Below are 21,193 nucleotides of genomic sequence, written 5' to 3'. Positions count from 1 at the left end.
GGAGCCCGGAGCAGCACTCTCCTGAGTGCCGCTCCGGGCTCTTGTTCGAGCACCGGACCGCCGCGCTCCGCCGCTCGACGGATGTCCCAGGCGGGGCGTCGCGCTAGCGTGGACGGCATGAGCGAGCCCGCCGTCGACCAGCAGGACCGCCCGGTCGACCCCTACGACGCCGAGTGGCGACGTCCGGCCGCGACGCCGTCGGAACAGCGGTCCGACATCATCCTCGCCATCGCCCTCGGCGTCGGCACCCTCCTCAGCCTCACGCTGTACACGATCGCCGGGTTCTACCCCGAGCCCGCACCGATGTGGGCGTCCGTCCTCTGGGCGATCGGCATCACCGCGCCGCTCGCGTTTCGCCGCCGCTTCCCGTGCGCCGTCTCGATCGTCGTCGCCGTCATGTTCATCGTGGGCGGCACGGTGCTCGTACCCGAGGTCCTCTTCACGAACATCGCGCTGTTCCTCGCGATCTACACGGTCGGGGCGTGGGTCCCGAACCGACGTCGTGCTGCACTCGTCCGCGTCCTCATCATCGTCGCCATGTTCGTCTGGCTGCTCATCTCCATGTTCATCCAGGCGACCGACCCAGACGCGTTGCCCAGCCTCTCCCGGGTGGGGCTCTTCTCGCCGCTCGTGGCGTTCATCCTCATCCAGATCCTGACGAACATCCTCTACTTCGGAGCCGCCTACTTCTTCGGCGAGCGCGTGTACCAGTCCTCCCGGGAACGGGCGGCGCTCGAGCAGCGCACGGCCGAGCTCGAGGCGGAGCGTGCCCGTTCGGCCCGACAGGCGGTCGCCCTGGAGCGGGTACGGATCGCGCGCGAGCTGCATGACGTCGTCGCCCACCACGTCTCGGTCATGGGGGTCCAGGCCGGTGCCGCGCGCACCGTGCTCGATGCGGACCCGGCTGCCGCGCGGGATGCCCTCACGAACGTCGAGCTGGGCGCACGGAGCGCGATCGACGAGCTGCGCAAGATGCTCGGCACCCTCCGCGCGCACGGCGAACCGACCGACGAGGAGAGCAGCCCGTCGACCGTCGGCGTCGGCCAGCTGGGCCGGCTCGCCGACGAGTCGACGGCGAACGGGTTGCCGACGCGGTTCGAACTCGTGGGCACACCAGTCCCGATCCCGGCCGTCGTGTCGTTCAACCTGTACCGGATCGCGCAGGAGGCGCTCACGAACGCCCGCAAGTACGGCGGCACCACGGCGACGGCCGAACTCAGGCTCCGCTATCTGGACGACGCGGTCGAGCTCGAGGTCACGAACACGGGGACCGTCCCGACGGTGGCCCGCCGCGGTGGGCTCGGACTCATCGGGATGCGGGAGCGCGTGGCGTCGTCGGGCGGCGTCCTCGAGGTCGGGGCACGCGCCCGCGGCGGCTTCCTCGTGCGGGCCGCCATCCCGCTCGGCCGGCCGGGCGACCAGGCGATGGAGCCCGTCGCAACGTCGATCGCCGACGCCCGCCTCGCCTCCGCCGCCGCAGGACGACCCCAGACCACCACCACGAAGGACCAGGCATGACCGAGCAGCCCACCCGCATCCTCCTCGTCGACGACCAGGAGCTGCTGCGCGCCGGCTTCCGCATCATCCTGGGCTCGCAGCCCGGGATCGAGATCGTCGGTGAGGCGTCGGACGGCGCCGAGGCCGTCGCGCTGGCGACGACGCTCGCGCCGGACGTGATCTGCATGGACGTCCAGATGCCGGGCATGGACGGGCTCGAGGCCACCCGCCGGATCGTCGCGGATCCCGAGGTGCACGCCGCAGTGCTCATCCTCACCACCTTCGACCGCGACGACTACCTGGCCGAGGCGCTCCGGGCCGGTGCGAGCGGGTTCCTCCTGAAGAACTCGTCGCCGGAGGAACTCGTCGCGGCGGTCTCGGTGATCGCGGGCGGGGAGGCGCTCCTCTCGCCGGCGGTCACGCGCCGGGTCATCGAGGGGTTCACCCGGCAGAGCCCCGTCGTCGAGGACGCCGTGCAGGACCCCGCCGTCCCGGCCGGGCCGACGACCGGTGCCGACTACGAGCAGCTGACGGAGCGCGAGCGCGAGGTCCTGCAGCTGGTCGCCCAGGGCCTGTCCAACCAGGAGATCGCGACCAGGCTCTTCGTCGGCGAGGCGACCGTGAAGTCCCACGTCTCGAAGGTGCTGCAGAAGCTCGCCCTCCGCGATCGCATCCAGGCGGTCATCTACACCTACGAGCACGGGCTGGCGTCGCCGCGCAGCTGAGGGTTCGCTCCGTCTCAGCGCAACCCCGTTGGTCGGTCGGATGCGAGGAGTAGCGTGACGACCATGGAATTTCGATACCTCGGTAACAGCGGACTCAAGATCTCAGAGATCATCTTCGGCAACTGGCTGACCCACGCCTCGCAGGTGGAGAACGACGTCGCCACGGCGAGCGTTCGTGCCGCCCTCGACGCCGGCATCACCACCTTCGACACGGCCGACGCCTACGCGAACACGGCGGCGGAGCAGGTGCTCGGCGACGCCCTCAAGGACGAACGACGCGCGAGCCTGGAGATCTTCACGAAGGTCTACTGGCCCACCGGCCCGAAGGGGCACAACGACGTCGGGCTGTCGCGCAAGCACATCATGGAGTCGATCGACGGTTCGCTCACGCGTCTCGGTACCGACTACGTCGACCTGTACCAGGCCCACCGCTACGACAGCGAGACGCCCCTCGAGGAGACGATGCAGGCCTTCGCCGACGTCGTCCGGGCGGGCAAGGCGCTCTACATCGGTGTGAGCGAGTGGAACGCCGAGCAGCTGCGCGCCGGCCACGCCCTGTCCAAGGAGCTGGGCTTCCAGCTCATCTCGAACCAGCCGCAGTACTCGATGCTGTGGCGGGTCATCGAGGAGGAGGTCGTCCCGGCCTCGCGCGAACTCGGCATCTCCCAGATCGTCTGGTCGCCGGTGGCGCAGGGCGTCCTCAGCGGCAAGTACCTCCCGGGCGCAGAGCTCCCGCAGGGCAGCCGGGCGACCGACGAGAAGGGCGGCGCCGACACCATCAAGCGCTTCCTCGACGACGAGGTGCTCACGGCCGTCCAGCAGCTGAAGCCCATCGCCGACGAGCTCGACCTCACGATGGCGCAGCTGGCGCTCGCCTGGGTGCTGCACAACGACAACATCGCCGGCGCGATCGTCGGGGCCTCGCGTCCCGAGCAGGTCACCGCGAACGCCGCCGCGGCCGGTGTGAAGCTCGACGACGCGGTCATCGCCCGCATCGACGAGGCCATCGGCTCCGTCGCCGAGACCGACCCCTCGAAGACGGTCTCCCCGGAGTCCCGCCCCGCCTGATCCAGCGCTCGGCCGATCCACGACGCCCGGTATCCCCCACTCGACGGAGAGGGATGCCGGGCGTCGTCGCGTCAACCCGCCCTGCGGCGGATGCCGGTGGCACCCTGCGCCGCGTAGCGTGATCGCCATACCGGGAGAACCCGACGCAGGACACTCGGTCCAGCACGCAGATCACAGGAGGCGGCCGATGCTCGAACTCAGCCACATCGACAAGTCGTACGGCGAGCGGAAGGTGCTCGACGACGTCAGCTTCCAGGTCGCCCCCGGCCGCATGACCGGGTTCGTCGGCGGGAACGGCGCCGGCAAGACGACGACGATGCGCATCCTGCTCGGTGTCCTCGCCGCGAACGCCGGGACCGTCACGCTCGACGGCACCCCGCTCACCCCGGAGGACCGCCGCCGGTTCGGCTACATGCCGGAGGAGCGCGGCCTCTACCCGAAGATGCGGGTCGAGGAACAGCTCGTCTACCTGGCCCGCCTCCACGGGTTCACGACCCACGCGGCCAAGCGCAACGCCGGCGAACTGCTCGAGCGCCTCGGCCTCGGCGAGCGCCGGAACGACGCCCTCGAGAGCCTGTCGCTCGGCAACCAGCAGCGGGCGCAGATCGCCGCGGCGCTCGTCCACGACCCTGACGTCCTCGTCCTCGACGAGCCGTTCTCGGGCCTCGACCCGATGGCGGTCGACGTGGTCGTCGGGGTGCTCAGCGAATTCGCCGCCGACGGCTCCCCCGTCCTGTTCTCGAGCCACCAGCTCGACATCGTGGAGCGCCTCTGCGACGACCTCGTGATCATCGCCGGTGGCAGGATCCGCGCCTCCGGCTCGCGCGAGTCCCTCCGCGAAGCCCACGCCGGCAACCGCTACGAGCTGCTCACCGCGGCCGACACCGGCTGGCTGCGCGAGCGTCCGGGCATCTCCGTCGTGGACTTCGACGGTGGCTACGCCCTCTTCGACGCCGACGACGCCCAGGCGGCGCAGGCCGTGCTCCGTGAGGCGCTGACCCAGGGCGACGTCACGAGCTTCGCCCCCCTCCGACCCACCCTCGCCCAGATCTTCAAGGAGGTCATCCAGTGACCACGGCAACCGAGTCCCCGATCCAGCCCGCCGGTCGTCGTCGCTCCGGCCCGGCCTCCCCCAGCCTCGTGCAGAGCATCGGCCTCGTCGCCGAGCGCGAGGTCAAGATGCGTCTGCGGAGCAAGACGTTCCTCATCTCGACGGGCATCCTGCTCCTCGTGATCCTCGCCGGCATCGTCGTCGGTGGGTTCCTCGCGAAGAACACCGCCACGGAGACCACGAGGGTCGCGGTCGTGGGGAACGCGGGTGCGGGACTCGTCGACGGCAAGACCTTCGACGTGACGGAGGCGGCCGACGTCGCCGCAGCTGAAGCCCTGGTGAAGTCGGGCGACGTGGAGGCGGCGATCGCACCGGCCACCGACGACAACCCCACCGGCGTCCAGGTCATCTTCGACTCCGAGGCCTCCAGCACGCTCATCATGCAGCTGAGCGCACAGCCGCAGGTCACCATCCTCGACCCCGACGCCGACGGCTCCGCCGGCTTCCTGCTCTACATCGTGTCGCTCGGGTTCGGTCTCGTGTTCTTCGTCTCCGCCACCACCTTCGGGGCGTCGATCGCGCAGAGCGTCGTCGAGGAGAAGCAGACCCGCGTCGTCGAGATCCTCATGTCCGCCATCCCCGTGAAGGCGCTCCTCGCCGGCAAGGTGCTCGGCAACAGCATCCTGGCGTTCGGGCAGATCCTGGCGATCGCGGCGCTGTCGGTCGTTGGGCTGACGGTGACGGGCCAGACGGAGTTGCTGGCCGGCCTCGGGACCCCGGTCGTCTGGTTCGTGGTGTTCTTCGTGCTCGGCTTCATCCTGCTGGCCGCCTTGTTCGCCGCGGCCGGTTCCCTCGTCTCGCGTCAAGAGGACATCGGTTCGACCACCACGCCGATTACGATGCTGATCATGATCCCGTACTTCGCCGTCATCTTCTTCAACGACAACCCGGTGGTGATGACGATCATGTCCTACGTGCCGTTCTCGGCAGCCGTGGGCATGCCCGTCCGTCTCTTCGTCGGCTCGGCGCAGTGGTGGGAGCCGATCCTGTCCCTGCTGATCCTCGCGGTCACTGCGGCGCTCGTCATCCTCGTCGGCTCGCGGATCTACGAGAACTCGCTGCTGAAAATGGGTGGCCGGGTCAAGCTCTCGGAAGCGCTCAAGGCATGAGCGGGCTCGGCGGGATCGACGAGGTCTTCAACCCGGGTGCCTTCGAGGCCAAGCAGTTCCTCGACGCCGAGCAGCGGCTCCCCGCTCCGGCCCCGCTCGCGGGCGACCCGGCGGGCGACATCTACGGCGATGAGCCCATCGTGCTCGACCTCGTGGACGAGGACGAGGAGGACCAGGACGCCCGACTGACGCCCGAACAGGCCGCCGCGCTGGCGGCCGAGCAGCCGGCTCAGCCCTCCGCCGAGGACGAGCAGCAGGCCGCCGTCGCCTCCTCGATCGCCGTGCACGCGCTCGCCTACGAGCATGCGCTCGCGCAGGAGACCCCGGACGCGGAGCCGGAGCCCGGTGCGCACGCCGACGTCGACGCCGCGATCGACGCCGTGCCCGAGGAGGTCGTCCCCTCCTCCGACGGCCCCCGTCACGCCGCCGACTGACCCCGTTTCCCAGTCCCCTAACTCAGGAAGGTCCCGGCGTGTCGCGGCGTGTCGGCCGCCCGCACCGGCCGCCACGCCGGGACACTCCTGAGTTAGGGGAGACCGACGACACCGACCCGAGCACGCAGGAAGTCGGCCCGCGATGCACGGAAGCTGCGTGTGGCATGCGCGAGGATGGATCAGTGACCGACTCTCTGCATGACACCACCATCCGCGGCTTCGCCTCCGACAACTACTCCGGCGTCCACCCCGAGATCCTCGACGCCCTCGCGGCGGCCAACGGCGGCCACCAGATCGCGTACGGCGAGGACGACTACACCCGTCGGCTGCACGAGGTCTTCGCTGATCACTTCGGCCGCGACGTCGCCGTGTTCCCCGTCTTCAACGGCACCGGCGCGAACGTCGTCGGCCTGCAGTCCATGCTCCCGCGCTGGGGTGCCGTCATCTCGGCGTCGACCGCGCACATCAACTCCGACGAGGGCGGCGCACCCGAGCGGGTCGGTGGCATCAAGCTCCTGACGGTCGACGCCCCCGACGGCAAGCTCACGCCCGACCTCATCGACCGCGAGGCGTGGGGCTGGGGCGACGAGCATCGCGCACAGCCGCTCGTCGTCTCGATCACGCAGACCACCGAGCTCGGCACCCTGTACACGCCCGAGGAGATCCGCGCGATCGCCGACCACGCGCACGGTCACGGCATGAAACTGCACCTCGACGGCGCCCGCATCGCCAACGCCGCAGCAGCCCTCGGCGTCCCACTGCGCGCGTTCACCGCCGATGCCGGCGTCGACGTGCTGTCCTTCGGTGGGACGAAGAACGGGCTCATGTTCGGCGAGGCCATCGTCGTCCTCGAACCGTCGGCGTCGGAGGGCCTCGTCTACCTGCGGAAGCTCAACATGCAGCTGGCGTCGAAGATGCGCTTCGGCGCGGCGCAGCTCATCGCCCTGCTCGAGCCGGCGGCCGACGGGGGCGACGGGCTCTGGCTCCGATCCGCGACCCACGCCAATGCGATGGCTGCGCGCCTCCGCACCTCCCTCGAGGCCCTCATCGCCGCCGGCGAGGCACCGGGACTCGGCTTCAGCCAGCCGACGCAGGCCAACGCGGTCTTCGCGACCCTGCCCGCGGGCGTCCCCGACCGCTTGCGGGAACGCTTCCGCTTCTACGACTGGGACGCGGCGAAGGGCGAGGTGCGCTGGATGTGCTCGTTCGACACCACGGAGGACGACATCGACGCGTTCGTCGCCGCGATCCGCGAGGAGCTCACCCGCGCGTAGCGGCCGGTCACGATGACGGCGGGCCTCTGCGCGTCGACCCCCGATATGGCAAGGTTGGAGATCGGGCTTCCAACCGGATGAGAGAGACGGTCATGCACTATCAGTCGACGCGGGGCCACGATCTGCCCCAGCACTTCTCGGACATCCTCCTCGGCGGGCTCGCCCCGGACGGCGGCCTGTACCTCCCGGCCGAGTACCCGCAGCTGACCGCTGACGAGCTCGAGTCGTGGCGCGAGCTGTCCTACGCCGACCTCGCGTTCGCCGTGCTGTCGAAGTTCGCCGACGACATGCCCGCCGCCGACCTCCAGGACATCACCCGTCGTACCTACACCGCCGAGGTGTACTCGAACGGCCGCGCCGGCGACGACGCCGCGCTCATCACCCCGCTGCGCACCCTCGGCGAGGAGAGCGGCACCGAGCTGCAGCTCCTCGGCCTCTCGAACGGCCCGACGCTCGCCTTCAAGGACATGGCGATGCAGCTGCTCGGCAACCTCTTCGAGTACACGCTCGCGAAGAGCGGCGACGAGCTCAACATCCTCGGCGCGACCTCCGGCGACACCGGGAGCGCGGCCGAGCACGCCATGCGCGGCAAGACCGGCATCCGGGTCATCATGCTGAGCCCGCACGGCCGCATGAGCAGCTTCCAGCGCGCGCAGATGTTCAGCCTCCAGGACGACAACATCGTGAACCTCGCCGTCGAGGGCAACTTCGACGACTGCCAGGACATCGTGAAGGCCGTCTCGAAGGACGCCCCGTTCAAGGCACTCCACGCCGTCGGTACGGTCAACTCGATCAACTGGGCCCGCGTCGTCGCGCAGGTCGTGTACTACGTGCACGGCTGGCTGCTCGCGACCGACGGTCCGGGCCAGAAGGTGTCGTTCTCGGTGCCGTCCGGCAACTTCGGCAACGTCTGCGCCGGGCACATCGCCCGATCCATGGGGCTCCCGATCGACCAGCTCGTCGTCGCGACGAACGAGAACGACGTCCTCGACGAGTTCTTCCGCACGGGCGTGTACCGCCCGCGCTCGGCGGCAGAGACGCACCACACCTCCAGCCCGAGCATGGACATCTCGAAGGCGTCGAACTTCGAGCGCTTCCTCTACGACCTCGTCGGCCAGGACGCGACCCGCCTCGGTGAGCTGTTCCGGTCCCTCGACGAGGAGGGCGGGTTCGACCTCTCCGGGACGCCCGAGTTCGAGCGGATCAGCGAGTTCGGCTTCGTCTCCGGTCGCAGCACGCACGCCGACCGCGTCGCCACCATCCGCGACGTCCACGAGCGCTACGGCGTCACGATCGACCCGCACACCGCCGACGGTGTCACGGTCGCCCGTCGGCACCTGCGCGAGGGCGTCCCGATGCTCGTGCTCGAGACCGCGCTGCCGGCGAAGTTCGCCGAGATCGTCCGCGAGGCGCTCGGCGAGGAGCCGGAGCGTCCCGAGGCGTTCGAGGGCATCGAGGGGCTCGAGCAGCGATTCGAGATCGTGCCGGCCGACGTCGACCGCATCAAGGCGATCATCGTGGAGCACACCGGCCGCTGACCCACCCCGGTCCCTGAGCCTGCCCCGGTCCCTGAGCCGGTCCCGGTCCCGGTCCCTGAGCCGGTCGAAGGGCACCGCGCTGTCACCGCCGCGTCCGGCCCGGCGGGAAGCGCGGAGGATAGGCGTCGAGCCCGCCGGAGCCAAGCCCCAGCGACGTCTCGGCGTCCGGCCTACGCTGCCGTCATGAGCAATCCCATGGATCCAGCAGCAGCAGACGCCCAACGCGACGCCCTTGCCCACGGCGGCCCGGGTGCCCAGGCACACGTGCCGGGTGAGGACCAGACCGACAGCTCGGTCGGCGGTGTCGTGCCCGACGGTGGTGCGGTCGACCGCTCGGCCGACGACGCGGCCCCCGGTGACGGCGGCCTGAGCAACGCCGGCGACGGCATCGGTGGTGACGACGTCGTCGGCGATGCAGGTCTGGACGACGACGCGGACACCGAGGACGCCGTCGAGGACCTCGACGACCAGGACGACCTCGCCGACCGCGCTCCCGTCGGTGACAGCTTCGGCGAGGGGCCGGAGTAGCGCTCCGGTCCCTGAGCCTGTCGAAGGGCGCTCCCGCTCAAGTCGCTCCGGTCCCTGAGCCTGTCGAAGGGCGCTCAGGGGATGAGGATGAGCTTCCCGCTCGGGTGGCCCGACTCACTCTCGCGGTGCGCATCGGCGGCCTCGGCGAGGGGCCGGACCGTCCCGAGCTCGAAGCTGAAGCGTCCCTGTTCGACGAGGGACGCGACCGCCGGGATGGCCTCCGCCCGCCAGGCCTGTTCCTGCGCCGTGAGCGGGAGCGGGTTTCCCCCGGACCAGGCCTGGATGCCGAGGTCGGCGGCCTTCGCGCCGACGACGATCGTGCCGATGTGCTGCCGGTCCTCGACCAGCTCGAACGAGGCCTCGAGCGCCTCGTCGGTTCCGACGGCGTCGAGCACGCGGTCGACGCCCTGCGGGGCGGCCTCACGAACGCGCTCGACGAGCCCGGGACCGTAGGTGACGGGGATCGCCCCGAGCTCCCGCAAGCGTGCGTGGTTGCCCTCGCTCGCGGTGGCGACGACGGTCGCTCCCCAGGCCACGGCGAACTGCACGGCGGCGTGCCCCACCGAGCCCGATCCGCCGTGGATCAGGAGGGTCGTCCCCTCGGTCACGCCGAGCGAGCGCAGTGCCTGATAGGCCGTGCTCACGGGGATGCCGATCGCCGCAGCCTCCTCGAAGGAGATGGCGGCCGGTTTGCGGATGATCTGATCGGGCGTGACGACGACGTGGGTCGCGTACGTCCCGGAGGCGTTGACGACGACCACCTCGTCGCCGATCGACCAGCCCTCGACCCCGTCGCCGACCTCGACGACGACCCCGGCGCCGTCGCTCCCGACGCGTCGGGTGCCGGTCAGTTCGCCGCCGCGGACGCCGCTCCGGAGCTTCCAGTCGATCGGGTTCACGCCCGCGGCGCGCACCTCGACGACGAGTTCGCCGGGGCCCGCCTGAGGCGTCGGCACCTCGACGAGCTCGAGGACGTCGGCCGAGCCGAGCTCCTGGTACTGGATGACGGTCGCCATGTCGTTCCCTTCTCGAGACACGCCGTGCGCGCTCCTGATCGACCTCCGCCGCGCATCGCGGCGGCCCTTCGAGGCTACTCCCGACGCTCCTCCACAGCCCCGCGGAACGTCCGGACCATGACGCCGCATGACCCGCGGATGGCACCGGCCCGGGCCTCCCGCGTAGCGTTGCAGCATGCCTCCCACTGATGGATCGACGTCCGCAGCGCCCGCCGCCACCATCGCGAACCTCCTCGCCGAGACCCGCAGCTACGCCCCGCCGACCGACCTCGCCCAGAGGGCGAACGTCGGCCCGGAGGAGTGGGCTCGCGCGGCCGCCGACCCCGTGGCGTTCTGGGAGGAGCAGGCCCGACGCCTCGACTGGGTCACCCCGTGGGAGACGGCGCACACCTGGGACCCGGCCCGGCCGGTCGAAGGGTCCGACCCGACGGACCCCGAGCCCGAGCTCACCGTACCCGCCGCCACCTGGTTCGCCGGGGGCACGCTCAACGTGGCGGTCAACTGCGTCGACCGCCACGTCGACGCCGGACGAGGCGACAAAGTGGCCCTCCACTTCGAGGGCGAGCCGGGCGACCGCCGCTCCATCACCTACGCCGAGTTGCAGCGCGAGGTCGCGAAGGCGGCCAACGCCCTGACGGAACTCGGCGTCGGCCAGGGCGACCGCGTCGTCATCTATCTGCCGGTCATCCCCGAGACGGTCATCGCCACCCTCGCAGTCGCCCGCATCGGCGCCATCCACTCCCTCGTGTTCGGCGGGTTCTCCGCCGAGGCGCTGCGCTTCCGGGTGGAGGACACCGAGGCGAAGCTACTCATCACCACCGACGGTCAGTACCGCCGGGGTACGGCCGTGCCGGTCAAGCAGAACGCCGACGCCGCCGTCGACGGTGTGCCGTCCGTCGAGCACGTGCTCGTCGTCGCACGCACGGGCGACGAGACGCCGAACGTGCCGTGGACCCCCGGTCGCGACGTCTGGTGGCACGACACCGTGGGTGTCGCCGCCGACACCCACGAGGCCGAGGCGTTCGATGCGGAGAACCCGCTCTTCATCATCTACACGAGCGGCACCACCGGGAAGCCCAAGGGACTCGTCCACACGTCAGGTGGCTATCTCACCCAGGCGTCCTGGACCCACTGGGCGATCTTCGACGCCAAGGACGACGACGTCCACTGGTGCACCGCCGACCTCGCCTGGGTCACGGCACACACCTATGAGATCTACGGTCCGCTGTCGAACGGGCTCACCCAGGTGATCTACGAGGGCACGCCGAACACCCCGCACCAGGCACGGCACTTCGAGATCATCGAGCGCTACGGCGTGACGACGTACTACACGGCGCCCACGCTCATCCGGACCCTCATGACGTGGTTCCCCGAGGGGCCGCCCGCCGAGTACGACCTCTCGACCCTCCGGCTCCTCGGTACCGTCGGTGAAGCAATCAACCCCGAGGCCTGGATGTGGTTCCGCGACCGCATCGGGCGCGGCGAGACCCCGGTCGTCGACACCTGGTGGCAGTCGGAGACGGGGTCGGCCGTCATCGCGCCGCTCCCCGGCGCGACCACCATCAAGCCGGGTTCCGGCAGTCGCGCACTCCCCGGCCTGGAGGCGCTGGTCGTCGACGAGGACGGCGAGACGGTGCCGTACGGATCCGGCGGGTATCTGGTCGTCAGCCGCTTCGGGCCGTCGCTCGCGCGCACGGTCTGGGGCAACCCGGAGCGCTACCGCGACTCGTACTGGGCGAAGTACTGGAAGCAGGGCTACTTCTTCTCCGGCGACGGCGCGAAGTGGGACGAGGACGGCGACATCTGGGTCCTCGGGCGCGTCGACGACGTCATCAACGTCTCGGGCCACCGCCTGTCGACCATCGAGATCGAGTCGGCCCTCGTGTCGCATCCCCACGTGGGCGAGGCCGGCGTGGTCGGCGTGCACGACCCGATCACGGGGAGTGCGATCGCCGCGTTCGTCATCCCGTCCTCGCGATCCCACGGGCCCGAGGCCGACGGCGAGGCGTACTGGTTGGAGCGCTCCGCGGCACTCCGCGAGGCACTGCGGTCACACGTCGCGAACGAGATCGGCCCGATCGCGAAGCCCCGCGACGTCTTCGTGGTCCCAGACCTCCCGAAGACCCGCTCGGGGAAGATCATGCGGCGTCTGCTCGGCGACATCGTCGACCAGCGGTCCCTCGGCGACACGACGTCGCTGCAGGACGAAGCGGCCCCGCACCGGATCGCGGAGATCGTCGCTGCTGCACGGAGCCCTCGAGCCCGGGAATAGCACCCCGATCGATGCAGTTGCATCCATCGTCAACGGCGACGCAACCTCTGTCCACTTCCCTTGTTTCGCTTGGAGACCGCATGTCCATCGTCACCCGTACCGCCCAGACCGACGCCCCCATCCTCGACGTCCTCGCCGACCGCTGGAGCCCCGCGCCTTCGTGAGCGAGCCCGTCGACGCCGCCAAGATGGCCTCGGCCCTCGAAGCCGCGCGTTGGTCGCCGAGCGCCAACAACGTGCAGCCCTGGCGGTTCATCGTCGGCACCAAGGGCACCGCCACGTTCGACACGATCGCTGAGCAGCTGGTGGCCTTCAACCGCGGTTGGGCCGCGCAGGCCGGCGCGCTCATCGTCGCCGTCGCCGAAACCCTCGACGACGAGGGCAACGAGCGTCCCTGGGCGATCTACGACCTCGGCCAGGCGATGGCGCACCTGAGCATCCAGGCCCACAGCGACGGTCTCTTCGCGCACCAGATGGCCGGCTTCTCCGCCGACGGCATCCGGGAGGCGTTCTCGCTGCCGGACGGCCTCGTGCCGTTCACCGTCACCGCGCTCGGCGAGCTCGGCGACCCCGAGCTCCTGCCCGAGGGCATGCTCCGAGACCGCGAGACGGCTCCGCGCGAGCGTCGTCCGCTCGCCGACCTCGTGATCGTCCAGGAGTAGTCCGCTCAGTTCCTGCACCACCACGCTGCGCAGTCCGGTCCGCCGGGCTGCGCAGTCGTCGTCTCGGGGCTCAACGTCGTCGTTCCGGGGCTCACCGTCGTCGTAACCGGTCTCTGAGCACCATCCCCGGTCCCTGTCCTTCGACAGGCTCAGGAACCGCTTGTCGAAGAGCGTGTCCGTTGCGCCGCTACAGCCCCGCGACGAGGTTGATGACGGTCGCCAGGATCACGGAGCCGAAGAGGTATGACAGCAGGGTGTGTTTGAGCACGGTGCGGCGCAGCTCGCTGGACCGCAGCGTCGTGTCCGAGACCTGGTAGGTCATGCCGAGGTCGAACGAGAGGTAGGCGAAGTCGCTGTACTGCGGCGCCTCCTCCTGATTGAAGTCGATGCCGCCCTCCGGCGCCGCGAAGTACATGCGCGCGTACCGCAGGGTGTAGATCGTGTGGATGAGCGCCCAGGAGAGCGCCACGCTCACGACCGCGAAACCGGCGAGCACGCCCTGCTCCACCCCGGACGACGCCCTCGCCTGCAGGATGACGACGCTCAGGGCCACGAGGCTCCCGACACTCGCGAGCACGATGAGCACCTCACTCGTCGTCCGCCCGGGCTCCTCCGAGGTCGCGTGTTCGCGCGTCCGCTCGGGGCCCATCCGCCAGATGCGGATCCAGAGGGAGCCGACGAAGACCACGCAGGTGGTCCCCCACCCGGCGAGGATCGCACCCGCCCAGAACCAGTTCAGGCCGACGATCACGCCCACGGCGACACCGACGAGGGCGGAGACGGTCAACCGGAGCTTCGCGCCGTGCCGCACCATGATCGTTCCGGACGTCGATGAGCTCACGAGCTGATCGTGGCACCGTCCGCGGAGCGCGTGACGCAGACTCGCGGCCGACGCCGCACCTCACACCGCTTCGACGAACAACTCCTCCAACTCGGCGAAGACGCCGACGGCGAGGCGTTCGAACTGCTCGGCGCTCAGCCGGATCGTCTCGCCCGGCACGAGACCGGTGAACGACGACCCCTCGGCGTACTGCAGGACGGTCCCCACCGTGAACACCCGGTCGTGGTCGATGATCGATGCCACGATCAGCTCGAGCTCGTTGAGGGCCCCTGGACCCTTCCCGAGCACGGACCGCACCCGGTGGACGAAGGGTCGGTCGAGCACGAGCGTCAGACCGGTGAAGAACTCCGGGTCGACCACCGCCAGTGCCGCGGGGTCCGCTCCGGCCTCGGCCAGTGTCTCGCGGCCGGCGACGAGGGCGGCGATCATCGTCTTCGCCTGGTCGACCTCTCGCTGTTCGAAGGTCTTGCGTCCCAGCATGGGTGTCTCCTCGGCGTCGCGGATCAGGTGCGCTTCACGCTACTCCCCGGCATGCCCGGATCACCGCAGCCATCGCGAGGCTGGTGTCAGGCCTTCGTCCGCTCACGACGCGGGACGTGGAGCGACACGACACCCGCCTCGCGGTTGATGCGACGGACCCGCGCCCGCCAGATGAGCGCGAACGCCACGACGAGGATGACGAGGGCCGGGACGGTGAGCATCTTGAGTGCCGGCACGGTCGGGAACAACAGCCCCCACAGCACGGCGTTGCCGTCCCACAGGCCGTGCATGACCGCGACGAGCAGGTAGGTCAGGACCACGCCCACGGTGACCCGGAACCGACCGTTGCGTGCAGCCGCGAACACCGCCGCGGCGAACAGCGCCGTCCACAGCGGGTGTCCGACCGGGTCGAAGATGGTCCGCGCGAACGCCGCCCCGGCCGCATGGAACGCCGGGTGCGAGAGGATCGTCTCGAGTGGCGGCGACCCGGCGACGAGCTTCTGCGAGGCCTCGACACCGTTCGCCCAGCCTTGCCCGATGTACCAGAGGTTCTCGAGGACGGCGAAACCGATCCCGACGGCGCCGCCGACGAAAAGCCCACCACGGGCGGTCTTCACCGGCAACCGCCACGCCACGATCACGACGGCGATGATCGTCGCCAGCTCCTCGGCGACCCCGGCGAAGAACAGCCCGATGTCGTGCGGACTCTCGCCGGCATCGGTCGCGGCGACGCCGATGAGGGAGTCGAAGGTGCTGCCGAGGGTGATGGCGATGAAGCCTCCGACCAGGACCGCCCAGAGGAGCGTCGCCGTCGTGACGCCGTCGCCGGGCTGGAGACGACGGGCCATGATGAGCAGCAGGGTCGACGCGGCGAGCCCCGAGCCGAGCAGGATCCACGCGGGGATCACCGCCGGGTTGCCGAGGAGGACGTGCGGCACCAGCAGCAGGAACAGCCAGAGCGCCAGGCCGCCGAAGAAGAACCAGGCGGGGGCGTGTGCGTGACGCCAGAGTGGCACGGCGGTGTCGCTGGTCTCAGGCGTCGTGCTCGGGGCTGCGTGTGACATCGGATCCTCTCAGGGCACGCCGACCGGGCCCACCGCGAGGATCACGCTAGTGCGCGGCATCCGTAGCGCACCAGGGGTTTCCTCCCCCACTCGGGGGGGCTGCCAGCGCGGTGCTGTCGTGTGAGCGCGGCGCATACGCGTGAGCGCGCCCCTCCAGAGGGGCGCGCTCACATCGGTGGGTCGCGCTCGGGTCAGCGCACCGCGCTGGCCGCAAGCAGGCGGGCTAGGCCGGGACCACCGCTCGCTCGACCGTGAGGCCGTCGCCGTCGCTCGCGAGCCCGACGTGGACGGTGTCGCCGTCGCGGATCGAGCCGTCGAGGATCGCCCGTGCGAGGCGGTCGTCGATCTCCCGCTGCATGAGTCGACGCAGCGGACGCGCGCCGTACATGGGGTCGTATCCGCGCTCCGCGAGCCAGGCACGGGCGTCGGGCGTGACGGCGAGGTGCAGCCGACGCTCGCCCAGTCGACGCTGCAGGCGATCGATGTACAGCTCGACGATCTGGCCGAGCTCCGCCTCGCTGAGCGGCTGGAACACGACGATGTCGTCGAGACGGTTGATGAACTCCGGCTTGAAGGCCTGGCGCACGAGCTGCTGCACCGCCTCCTCCTTCTGCTCGAGGGAGAGCGAGGCGTCCATCAGGTACTGCGAGCCGAGGTTGGAGGTCAGCACGAGGATGACGTTCCGGAAGTCGACCGTGCGCCCCTGGCCGTCGGTCAGCCGACCGTCGTCGAGCACCTGCAGGAGGATGTCGAACACCTCTGGGTGCGCCTTCTCGACCTCGTCGAGCAGCACGACGGAGTACGGGCGTCGACGAACGGCCTCGGTGAGCTGCCCGCCCTGCTCGTAGCCGACGTACCCCGGAGGTGCACCGACGAGCCGAGAGACCGAGTGCTTCTCGCCGTACTCGGACATGTCGATGCGGACCATGGCCTTCTCGTCGTCGAAGAGGAACTCGGCGAGCGCCTTCGCCAGCTCGGTCTTGCCGACGCCGGTGGGGCCGAGGAACATGAAGGAGCCGGTCGGGCGGTCGGGGTCGGAGATGCCGGCCCGGGTGCGCCGGACGGCGTCGGACACGGCGGCGACCGCACGGTGCTGCCCGATGAGTCGGCGGGACAGCTCCTGCTCGAGGTGCAGCAGCTTCTCCGTCTCGCCCTGCAACAGGCGACCGACGGGGATGCCGGTCCACGCAGCGATGACGGCGGCGATGTCCTCGGCGGTCACCTGGTCGTTCACCATCCGGGGTTCACCGTCGGTGTCCTGCTCTGCCGACTCCGCGAGCGCGAGTTCGCGTTCGAGCTGCGGGATGTCGGCATAGAGCAGCTTGGACGCCTGTTCGAGCTTGCCCTCGCGCTGGGCGCGTTCGGCCTTGCTCCGGGCGGCGTCGAGCTGCTTCTTGAGGTCGCCGACCCGGTTGAGGCTCGCACGCTCGCGCTCCCAGCGCGCCTGCAGCTCGCCGAGCGCGGCCTGGCGGGTCGCGAGGTCCTCCCGGAGGCGGGCGAGGCGCTCCTTGGAGGCGTCGTCCTTCTCCTTCTTGAGGGCGAGCTCCTCGAGCTTCAGGCGGTCGACGCTGCGCCGGAGCTCGTCGATCTCGACGGGGGCCGAGTCGATCTCCATGCGCAGTCGGCTGGCCGCCTCGTCGATGAGGTCGATCGCCTTGTCGGGCAGCTGCCGCGACGTGATGTAGCGGTTGGACAGGGCAGCCGCGGCGACGAGCGCGTTGTCGGCGATGGCCACCTTGTGGTGCGCCTCATACCGCTCCTTGAGGCCACGGAGGATGGCGACCGTGTCCTCGACGCTCGGCTCCCCCACGAACACCTGCTGGAAGCGACGCTCCATGGCGGCGTCCTTCTCGATGAACTCGCGGTACTCGTCGAGCGTGGTCGCGCCGATGAGCCGCAGCTCGCCACGGGCGAGCATGGGCTTCAGCATATTGGCCGCCGCGACGGATCCTTCGCCACCACCCGCGCCCATGAGGACGTGGAGCTCGTCGATGAAGGTGATGACCTGTCCGTCGGACTCGTCGATCTCCTTGAGCACCGCCTTGAGGCGTTCCTCGAACTGCCCGCGGTACATGGCGCCGGCCACGAGCGCGGAGAGGTCGAGGGAGATGAGCTGCTTGCCCTTGAGGCTCTCGGCGACGTCGCCCGCGACGATGCGCTGGGCGAGGCCTTCGACGACGGCGGTCTTGCCGACGCCCGGCTCGCCGATGAGGACGGGGTTGTTCTTGGTGCGTCGTGTGAGCACCTGGCTCACGCGGCGGATCTCGGCGTCGCGGCCGATGACCGGATCGAGCTTGCCGGAGGCGGCGATCTCGGTCAGGTTGACGCCGTACTGCTCGAGCGCGCTGCGCTGATCCTCTTGCTGAGGCGTCTGGCCTGCTGGCATGGGTACGGTCTCCTGTTCAAAACTTGAGTGAATCTGACTCAAGTTTACCACTGCTGGTCGTGGCGGACAAGATCCGATCGACTGGTGCCCTCCCGTGCATCGAAGGGTAGGCTTACCTATCGATGCCTCGCCTCAGTGAACAGACCCCCGACTCGATCTTCATCCTCCTCGCAGCCGTCGTCCGGCGTATCGAGCAGGTGAGCCCGAGCTATCGGCGCTTCACGTTCACCGGTCCCGAGGTCCAGCACATCGCGGACAACCGCCACGACCAGCGCATCAAGCTGCTCTTCCCGTTGCCCGACACCGGCTTCGACGAGCTGCCGATGCACGACGACTGGTACCAGGCCTGGCGACTACTGCCCAACGACAAGCGTCACCCGATGCGCACCTACACGATCCGCGAGGTCCGGCCCGAGCTCGCCGAGTTCGACGTCGACATCGCCCTGCACGGCCGCGTCGGCCCCGCGTCCACCTGGGCGATGGACGCGAAGGTCGGCGACGAGCTCGTCGTCAACGTCCCGAACGCCCGGTCGGCCGTCCCGGCCGGCGGCATCGACTGGCACGCGCCGGCCACCGTCGACCAGGTACTCCTCGCCGGCGACGAGACGGCCCTGCCCGGGATCGCCGGGATCCTCGAGCGCCTCCCGAGCACCGCGCGCGGGATCGCCGTCGTCGAGCTGCCGCACGAGGACGACATCGCCGCCCTGTCCACGAAGCCCGACGGGGTCGAGGTCGTCGTCCTCCCCCGCGGAGACCAGCCCGTGGGCACCCTGCTCATCCCGGAGGTCGAGCGCATCGCGAGCCGCCTCGCGCCGAGCGTCGACACCGCCACGATCGCCACGCAGCCGGCGCTCGAGGACGTCGACGTCGACACCGAGCTGCTCTGGGAAGCGCCGGTCAACGCGACCGGAGGCCCCGTCCTCGAGAGCGCACCGCTCTACGCGTGGCTCGCCGGAGAGGCGTCGGCCATCAAGACGCTCCGTCGGCACCTCGTCTCCGGGTGCGGCGTCGACCGCAAGTCGGTCGCGTTCATGGGCTACTGGCGACACGGCAAGGCCGAAGACAACCGATGAGCCGGTGAGCGCCGACCTCGACAGCCTGCGGCTCCCGACCGCGGCCGCCCGCGCACGAGAGGCATCGACCGGCATCGCCCGATCGACCGCCTCGCGCTGGCTCCTGCTCGCCGCCGCGCTCGTCGTGCTCGCCGCCATCGCCGCGGGCAGCCTCTTCATCGGCTCGGGGACGATCAGTGCCGCAGAGGTCTGGCGCGCCCTCTCGCAGGGCGGCGACGACACCAACGCGATCCTCATCACCGGGTTCCGGGTTCCGCGCATGCTCCTGGCCATCGGCGTCGGTGCGGCGCTCGGCCTCGCCGGAGCGATGATGCAGGCCGTTACACGGAACCCGCTCGCCGACCCCGGCATCCTCGGCGTCAACGCCGGGGCGTACATCGCGGTCGTACTCGCCGTCGCTATCGCCGGCACCGCCGACCTGAGCTCCTACGTGTGGTGGTCCTTCGCCGGCGCTGGCGTCGCCTCCGTCATCGTGTACGTGATCGGCTCCCGGGGCCGCGCCGGGGCGACCCCGGTCCGGCTCGTCCTCGCCGGCGTCGCGCTCTCCGCAGCACTCCAGGGGGTGACCTTCGCCATCACGATCCGCAACCCCGACATCTTCGACAAGATCCGCTTCTGGCAGGCCGGCTCGCTGCAGAACCGTCAGATGGACGTGTTCCTCGGGGTGCTGCCGTTCCTCATCGTCGGGGTCGTCCTCGCCCTCGTCGTCTCCCGGTCACTCAACGCCGTCGCCCTCGGAGACGATCTCGCGACCTCACTCGGCACGAAGGTGCTCCGGACCCGGGTGCTGTCGGTCGTCGCGATCACCCTGTTGTGCGGCTCGGCCACCGCGGCGGCCGGACCGATCGCCTTCCTCGGACTCATGTCGCCCTACCTCGCCCGGGCCATCGTCGGACCGGACCAGCGCTGGGTGCTGCCGTTCACGATGGTGTTCGCGCCGATCATCTTCCTGCTGTCCGACCTCGTCGGGCGGGTGGCCGTCCCCGGCGAGATGCCGGTCGGGATCGTCACGGCGTTCGTGGGTGCCCCGCTCCTCATCGTGCTCATCCGCCGTTCGAAGGCGCAGGGGCTGTGACCGCGGTCGCCGAGCCGGGCCGGCGCACCGTGCGGGTCGGTCGGGTCAGCTGGGTGGTCCACCGGCGTGAGCTGGTCGTCATCGGCGCCCTGGTCGCCGTCGTCATGGGGGTCGGCGCCTTCGCACTCACCCAGGGCGAGTACCGCATCCCGCTCGACAAACTGCTCGCCGCGTTCACCGGCACGGGCTCGGAGAGCGTCCTCCGCATCGTGTTGGAGTGGCGCCTGCCGCGGGTCGTGATCGCCGTGGTCGGCGGGATCGCGCTCGGACTCTCCGGCGCGATCTTCCAGTCGATCACCCGGAACCCGCTCGGCAGTCCCGACATCATCGGGTTCAACTCCGGCGCGTTCACCGGCGCGCTCATCGTCACCCTCGTCGTTGGCGGGAACTATGCCGCGATGGTCTCCGGGGCGTTGATCGGCGGGCTCGCGACCGCGTTCCTCGTCTACGTGCTCGCGTGGTCCCGCGGCGTCCAGGGCTTCCGGCTCATCGTCATCGGCATCGCGATCAGCGCCGTCCTCAACGCGTTCAACGACTACCTGCAGTTGCGAGCCGACCTCAACGCCGCCATCGCGGCCGCCAGCTGGGGCATGGGTTCGCTCGCCGACCTCGGATGGCAGGACGTCGTGCCCGTGACGATCGCGGTCGCGGTCCTCGTCCCCCTCCTCGCGCTCCTGTCGCGGCGTCTCGGCATGCTGGAGTTCGGCGACGACATCGCGAGCGCCCTCGGCATCCCGGTCGAACGCACGCGACTGCTGCTGCTCGTGATCGGCGTCGCCCTCACCGCGACCGTCACCGCGGTCGCCGGCCCCATCATCTTCGTCGCCCTCGCCGCACCCCAACTCGCCCGGCGGCTGACGAAGTCCGCCGGCATCACCCTCGTCCCCTCGGCCGCCATGGGTGCGGCGTTGCTCCTCGTGAGCGACGTCGTGGCCCAACGGATCATCGCCCCGGCCGCCTTGCCGGTCGGTGCGGTGACCGTGACCCTCGGTGGCATCTACCTCATCGCCCTGCTCATCACGCAGGCGGGAAAGCGCTGAC

The 21,193-nt window shown here is 70.2% G+C and carries 19 protein-coding genes; 14 read left to right on the top strand and 5 right to left on the bottom strand.

Annotated features, from left to right (window positions below):
- The first annotated feature begins 117 nt into the window (after nt 1-117).
- The 9 genes from FGL15_RS12560 (at nt 118) to FGL15_RS12520 (ending at nt 9,284) form a co-directional block, all read left to right on the top strand.
- Complete coding sequence (locus FGL15_RS12560) at nt 118-1,518, top strand: sensor histidine kinase (protein WP_138946298.1); 1,401 nt, start codon at nt 118-120, stop codon at nt 1,516-1,518.
- Complete coding sequence (locus tag FGL15_RS12555; protein WP_138946297.1) at nt 1,515-2,222, top strand: response regulator transcription factor; 708 nt, start codon at nt 1,515-1,517, stop codon at nt 2,220-2,222. The genes FGL15_RS12560 and FGL15_RS12555 overlap by 4 nt, the downstream gene beginning before the upstream one ends.
- A gap of 63 nt (nt 2,223-2,285) precedes the next feature.
- Nucleotides 2,286-3,290, top strand: coding sequence for an aldo/keto reductase family protein (locus FGL15_RS12550; protein ID WP_138946296.1), 1,005 nt, complete (start codon nt 2,286-2,288; stop codon nt 3,288-3,290).
- Between the two features lie 187 nt (nt 3,291-3,477).
- Entirely contained in the window at nt 3,478-4,362 is an 885-nt protein-coding gene (locus FGL15_RS12545) for an ABC transporter ATP-binding protein (protein WP_137242383.1), read from the top strand.
- Nucleotides 4,359-5,510 carry an ABC transporter permease gene (locus FGL15_RS12540; RefSeq protein WP_240773528.1) on the top strand — a complete coding sequence of 384 codons (1,152 nt, stop codon included), beginning with the start codon at nt 4,359-4,361 and terminating at the stop codon, nt 5,508-5,510. Before FGL15_RS12545 ends, FGL15_RS12540 begins: the two co-directional genes overlap by 4 nt.
- The gene (locus FGL15_RS12535; RefSeq protein ID WP_079704981.1) at nt 5,507-5,944 is read left to right on the top strand and encodes a hypothetical protein; all 438 of its coding nucleotides are present in this window, start codon (nt 5,507-5,509) and stop codon (nt 5,942-5,944) included. The genes FGL15_RS12540 and FGL15_RS12535 overlap by 4 nt, the downstream gene beginning before the upstream one ends.
- Nucleotides 5,945-6,108: 164 nt before the next feature.
- Complete coding sequence (locus FGL15_RS12530) at nt 6,109-7,218, top strand: low specificity L-threonine aldolase (protein ID WP_138946295.1); 1,110 nt, start codon at nt 6,109-6,111, stop codon at nt 7,216-7,218.
- A gap of 92 nt (nt 7,219-7,310) precedes the next feature.
- Nucleotides 7,311-8,756 (top strand): threonine synthase, encoded by a 1,446-nt coding sequence (gene thrC / locus FGL15_RS12525; RefSeq protein WP_138946294.1) that lies wholly within the window; start codon nt 7,311-7,313, stop codon nt 8,754-8,756.
- 183 nt (nt 8,757-8,939) lie between these two features.
- Nucleotides 8,940-9,284: a hypothetical protein gene (locus tag FGL15_RS12520; protein WP_138946293.1), complete on the top strand. Its 345-nt coding sequence runs from the start codon at nt 8,940-8,942 to the stop codon at nt 9,282-9,284.
- Nucleotides 9,285-9,358: 74 nt separating this feature from the next.
- On the opposite strand, the gene FGL15_RS12515 is transcribed toward FGL15_RS12520, so the two are convergent.
- A complete protein-coding gene (locus FGL15_RS12515; RefSeq protein WP_138946292.1) occupies nt 9,359-10,300 on the bottom strand; it encodes an NADP-dependent oxidoreductase in 942 nt (313 codons plus the stop codon).
- A 175-nt stretch (nt 10,301-10,475) separates the two neighbouring features.
- On the opposite strand from FGL15_RS12515, the gene acs reads away from it, so the two are divergent.
- Together acs and FGL15_RS12505 are read left to right on the top strand one after the other, a co-directional pair.
- Nucleotides 10,476-12,572 carry an acetate--CoA ligase gene (gene acs, locus FGL15_RS12510; protein WP_138946291.1) on the top strand — a complete coding sequence of 699 codons (2,097 nt, stop codon included), beginning with the start codon at nt 10,476-10,478 and terminating at the stop codon, nt 12,570-12,572.
- Nucleotides 12,573-12,732: 160 nt separating this feature from the next.
- Nucleotides 12,733-13,233 carry a nitroreductase family protein gene (locus tag FGL15_RS12505; RefSeq protein WP_370281700.1) on the top strand — a complete coding sequence of 167 codons (501 nt, stop codon included), beginning with the start codon at nt 12,733-12,735 and terminating at the stop codon, nt 13,231-13,233.
- A gap of 187 nt (nt 13,234-13,420) precedes the next feature.
- On the opposite strand, the gene FGL15_RS12500 is transcribed toward FGL15_RS12505, so the two are convergent.
- The 4 genes from FGL15_RS12500 to FGL15_RS12485 all read right to left on the bottom strand — a co-directional run bounded on the left by FGL15_RS12500 (nt 13,421) and on the right by FGL15_RS12485 (nt 18,004).
- Nucleotides 13,421-14,074: a DUF1345 domain-containing protein gene (locus FGL15_RS12500; protein ID WP_229940487.1), complete on the bottom strand. Its 654-nt coding sequence runs from the start codon at nt 14,072-14,074 to the stop codon at nt 13,421-13,423.
- A gap of 60 nt (nt 14,075-14,134) precedes the next feature.
- The gene (locus tag FGL15_RS12495) at nt 14,135-14,554 is read right to left on the bottom strand and encodes a hypothetical protein (RefSeq protein WP_138946290.1); all 420 of its coding nucleotides are present in this window, start codon (nt 14,552-14,554) and stop codon (nt 14,135-14,137) included.
- 86 nt (nt 14,555-14,640) lie between these two features.
- On the bottom strand, nt 14,641-15,618 hold the full coding sequence (locus FGL15_RS12490; protein ID WP_138946289.1) for a PrsW family glutamic-type intramembrane protease: 978 nt from the start codon (nt 15,616-15,618) through the stop codon (nt 14,641-14,643).
- Nucleotides 15,619-15,841: 223 nt separating this feature from the next.
- Nucleotides 15,842-18,004: an ATP-dependent Clp protease ATP-binding subunit gene (locus tag FGL15_RS12485; RefSeq protein WP_086473058.1), complete on the bottom strand. Its 2,163-nt coding sequence runs from the start codon at nt 18,002-18,004 to the stop codon at nt 15,842-15,844.
- Between the two features lie 122 nt (nt 18,005-18,126).
- Between FGL15_RS12485 and FGL15_RS12480 the strand changes: the two genes are divergently transcribed.
- From FGL15_RS12480 to FGL15_RS12470, 3 genes are read left to right on the top strand one after another with little or no spacing between them, the layout of a single operon-like run.
- The gene (locus FGL15_RS12480; RefSeq protein WP_124768591.1) at nt 18,127-19,077 is read left to right on the top strand and encodes a siderophore-interacting protein; all 951 of its coding nucleotides are present in this window, start codon (nt 18,127-18,129) and stop codon (nt 19,075-19,077) included.
- A 4-nt stretch (nt 19,078-19,081) separates the two neighbouring features.
- Nucleotides 19,082-20,152, top strand: coding sequence for an iron chelate uptake ABC transporter family permease subunit (locus tag FGL15_RS12475; RefSeq protein WP_205858617.1), 1,071 nt, complete (start codon nt 19,082-19,084; stop codon nt 20,150-20,152).
- Entirely contained in the window at nt 20,149-21,192 is a 1,044-nt protein-coding gene (locus FGL15_RS12470) for an iron chelate uptake ABC transporter family permease subunit (protein WP_240773527.1), read from the top strand. Before FGL15_RS12475 ends, FGL15_RS12470 begins: the two co-directional genes overlap by 4 nt.
- The last annotated feature ends 1 nt before the right edge of the window (nt 21,193 follow it).

This window comes from Plantibacter sp. M259 (assembly GCF_006065115.1).
Taxonomy (GTDB): Bacteria; Actinomycetota; Actinomycetes; order Actinomycetales; family Microbacteriaceae; genus Plantibacter; species Plantibacter auratus.
Note: the sequence above shows the minus strand (reverse complement) of the source record. Positions and strands in the feature narration are given on the sequence as shown.

Excerpts from the sequence above, each read along its gene's own strand:
- FGL15_RS12560 (WP_138946298.1), top strand. The coding sequence starts at position 118 with ATGAGCGAGCCCGCCGTCGACCAGCAGGACCGCCCGGTCGACCCCTAC.
- FGL15_RS12555 (WP_138946297.1), top strand. The coding sequence starts at position 1,515 with ATGACCGAGCAGCCCACCCGCATCCTCCTCGTCGACGACCAGGAGCTG.
- FGL15_RS12550 (WP_138946296.1), top strand. The coding sequence starts at position 2,286 with ATGGAATTTCGATACCTCGGTAACAGCGGACTCAAGATCTCAGAGATC.
- FGL15_RS12545 (WP_137242383.1), top strand. The coding sequence starts at position 3,478 with ATGCTCGAACTCAGCCACATCGACAAGTCGTACGGCGAGCGGAAGGTG.
- FGL15_RS12535 (WP_079704981.1), top strand. The coding sequence starts at position 5,507 with ATGAGCGGGCTCGGCGGGATCGACGAGGTCTTCAACCCGGGTGCCTTC.
- FGL15_RS12530 (WP_138946295.1), top strand. The coding sequence starts at position 6,109 with ATGCGCGAGGATGGATCAGTGACCGACTCTCTGCATGACACCACCATC.
- thrC (WP_138946294.1), top strand. The coding sequence starts at position 7,311 with ATGCACTATCAGTCGACGCGGGGCCACGATCTGCCCCAGCACTTCTCG.
- FGL15_RS12520 (WP_138946293.1), top strand. The coding sequence starts at position 8,940 with ATGAGCAATCCCATGGATCCAGCAGCAGCAGACGCCCAACGCGACGCC.
- FGL15_RS12515 (WP_138946292.1), bottom strand. The coding sequence starts at position 10,300 with ATGGCGACCGTCATCCAGTACCAGGAGCTCGGCTCGGCCGACGTCCTC.
- acs (WP_138946291.1), top strand. The coding sequence starts at position 10,476 with ATGCCTCCCACTGATGGATCGACGTCCGCAGCGCCCGCCGCCACCATC.
- FGL15_RS12495 (WP_138946290.1), bottom strand. The coding sequence starts at position 14,554 with ATGCTGGGACGCAAGACCTTCGAACAGCGAGAGGTCGACCAGGCGAAG.
- FGL15_RS12490 (WP_138946289.1), bottom strand. The coding sequence starts at position 15,618 with ATGTCACACGCAGCCCCGAGCACGACGCCTGAGACCAGCGACACCGCC.
- FGL15_RS12485 (WP_086473058.1), bottom strand. The coding sequence starts at position 18,004 with ATGCCAGCAGGCCAGACGCCTCAGCAAGAGGATCAGCGCAGCGCGCTC.
- FGL15_RS12480 (WP_124768591.1), top strand. The coding sequence starts at position 18,127 with ATGCCTCGCCTCAGTGAACAGACCCCCGACTCGATCTTCATCCTCCTC.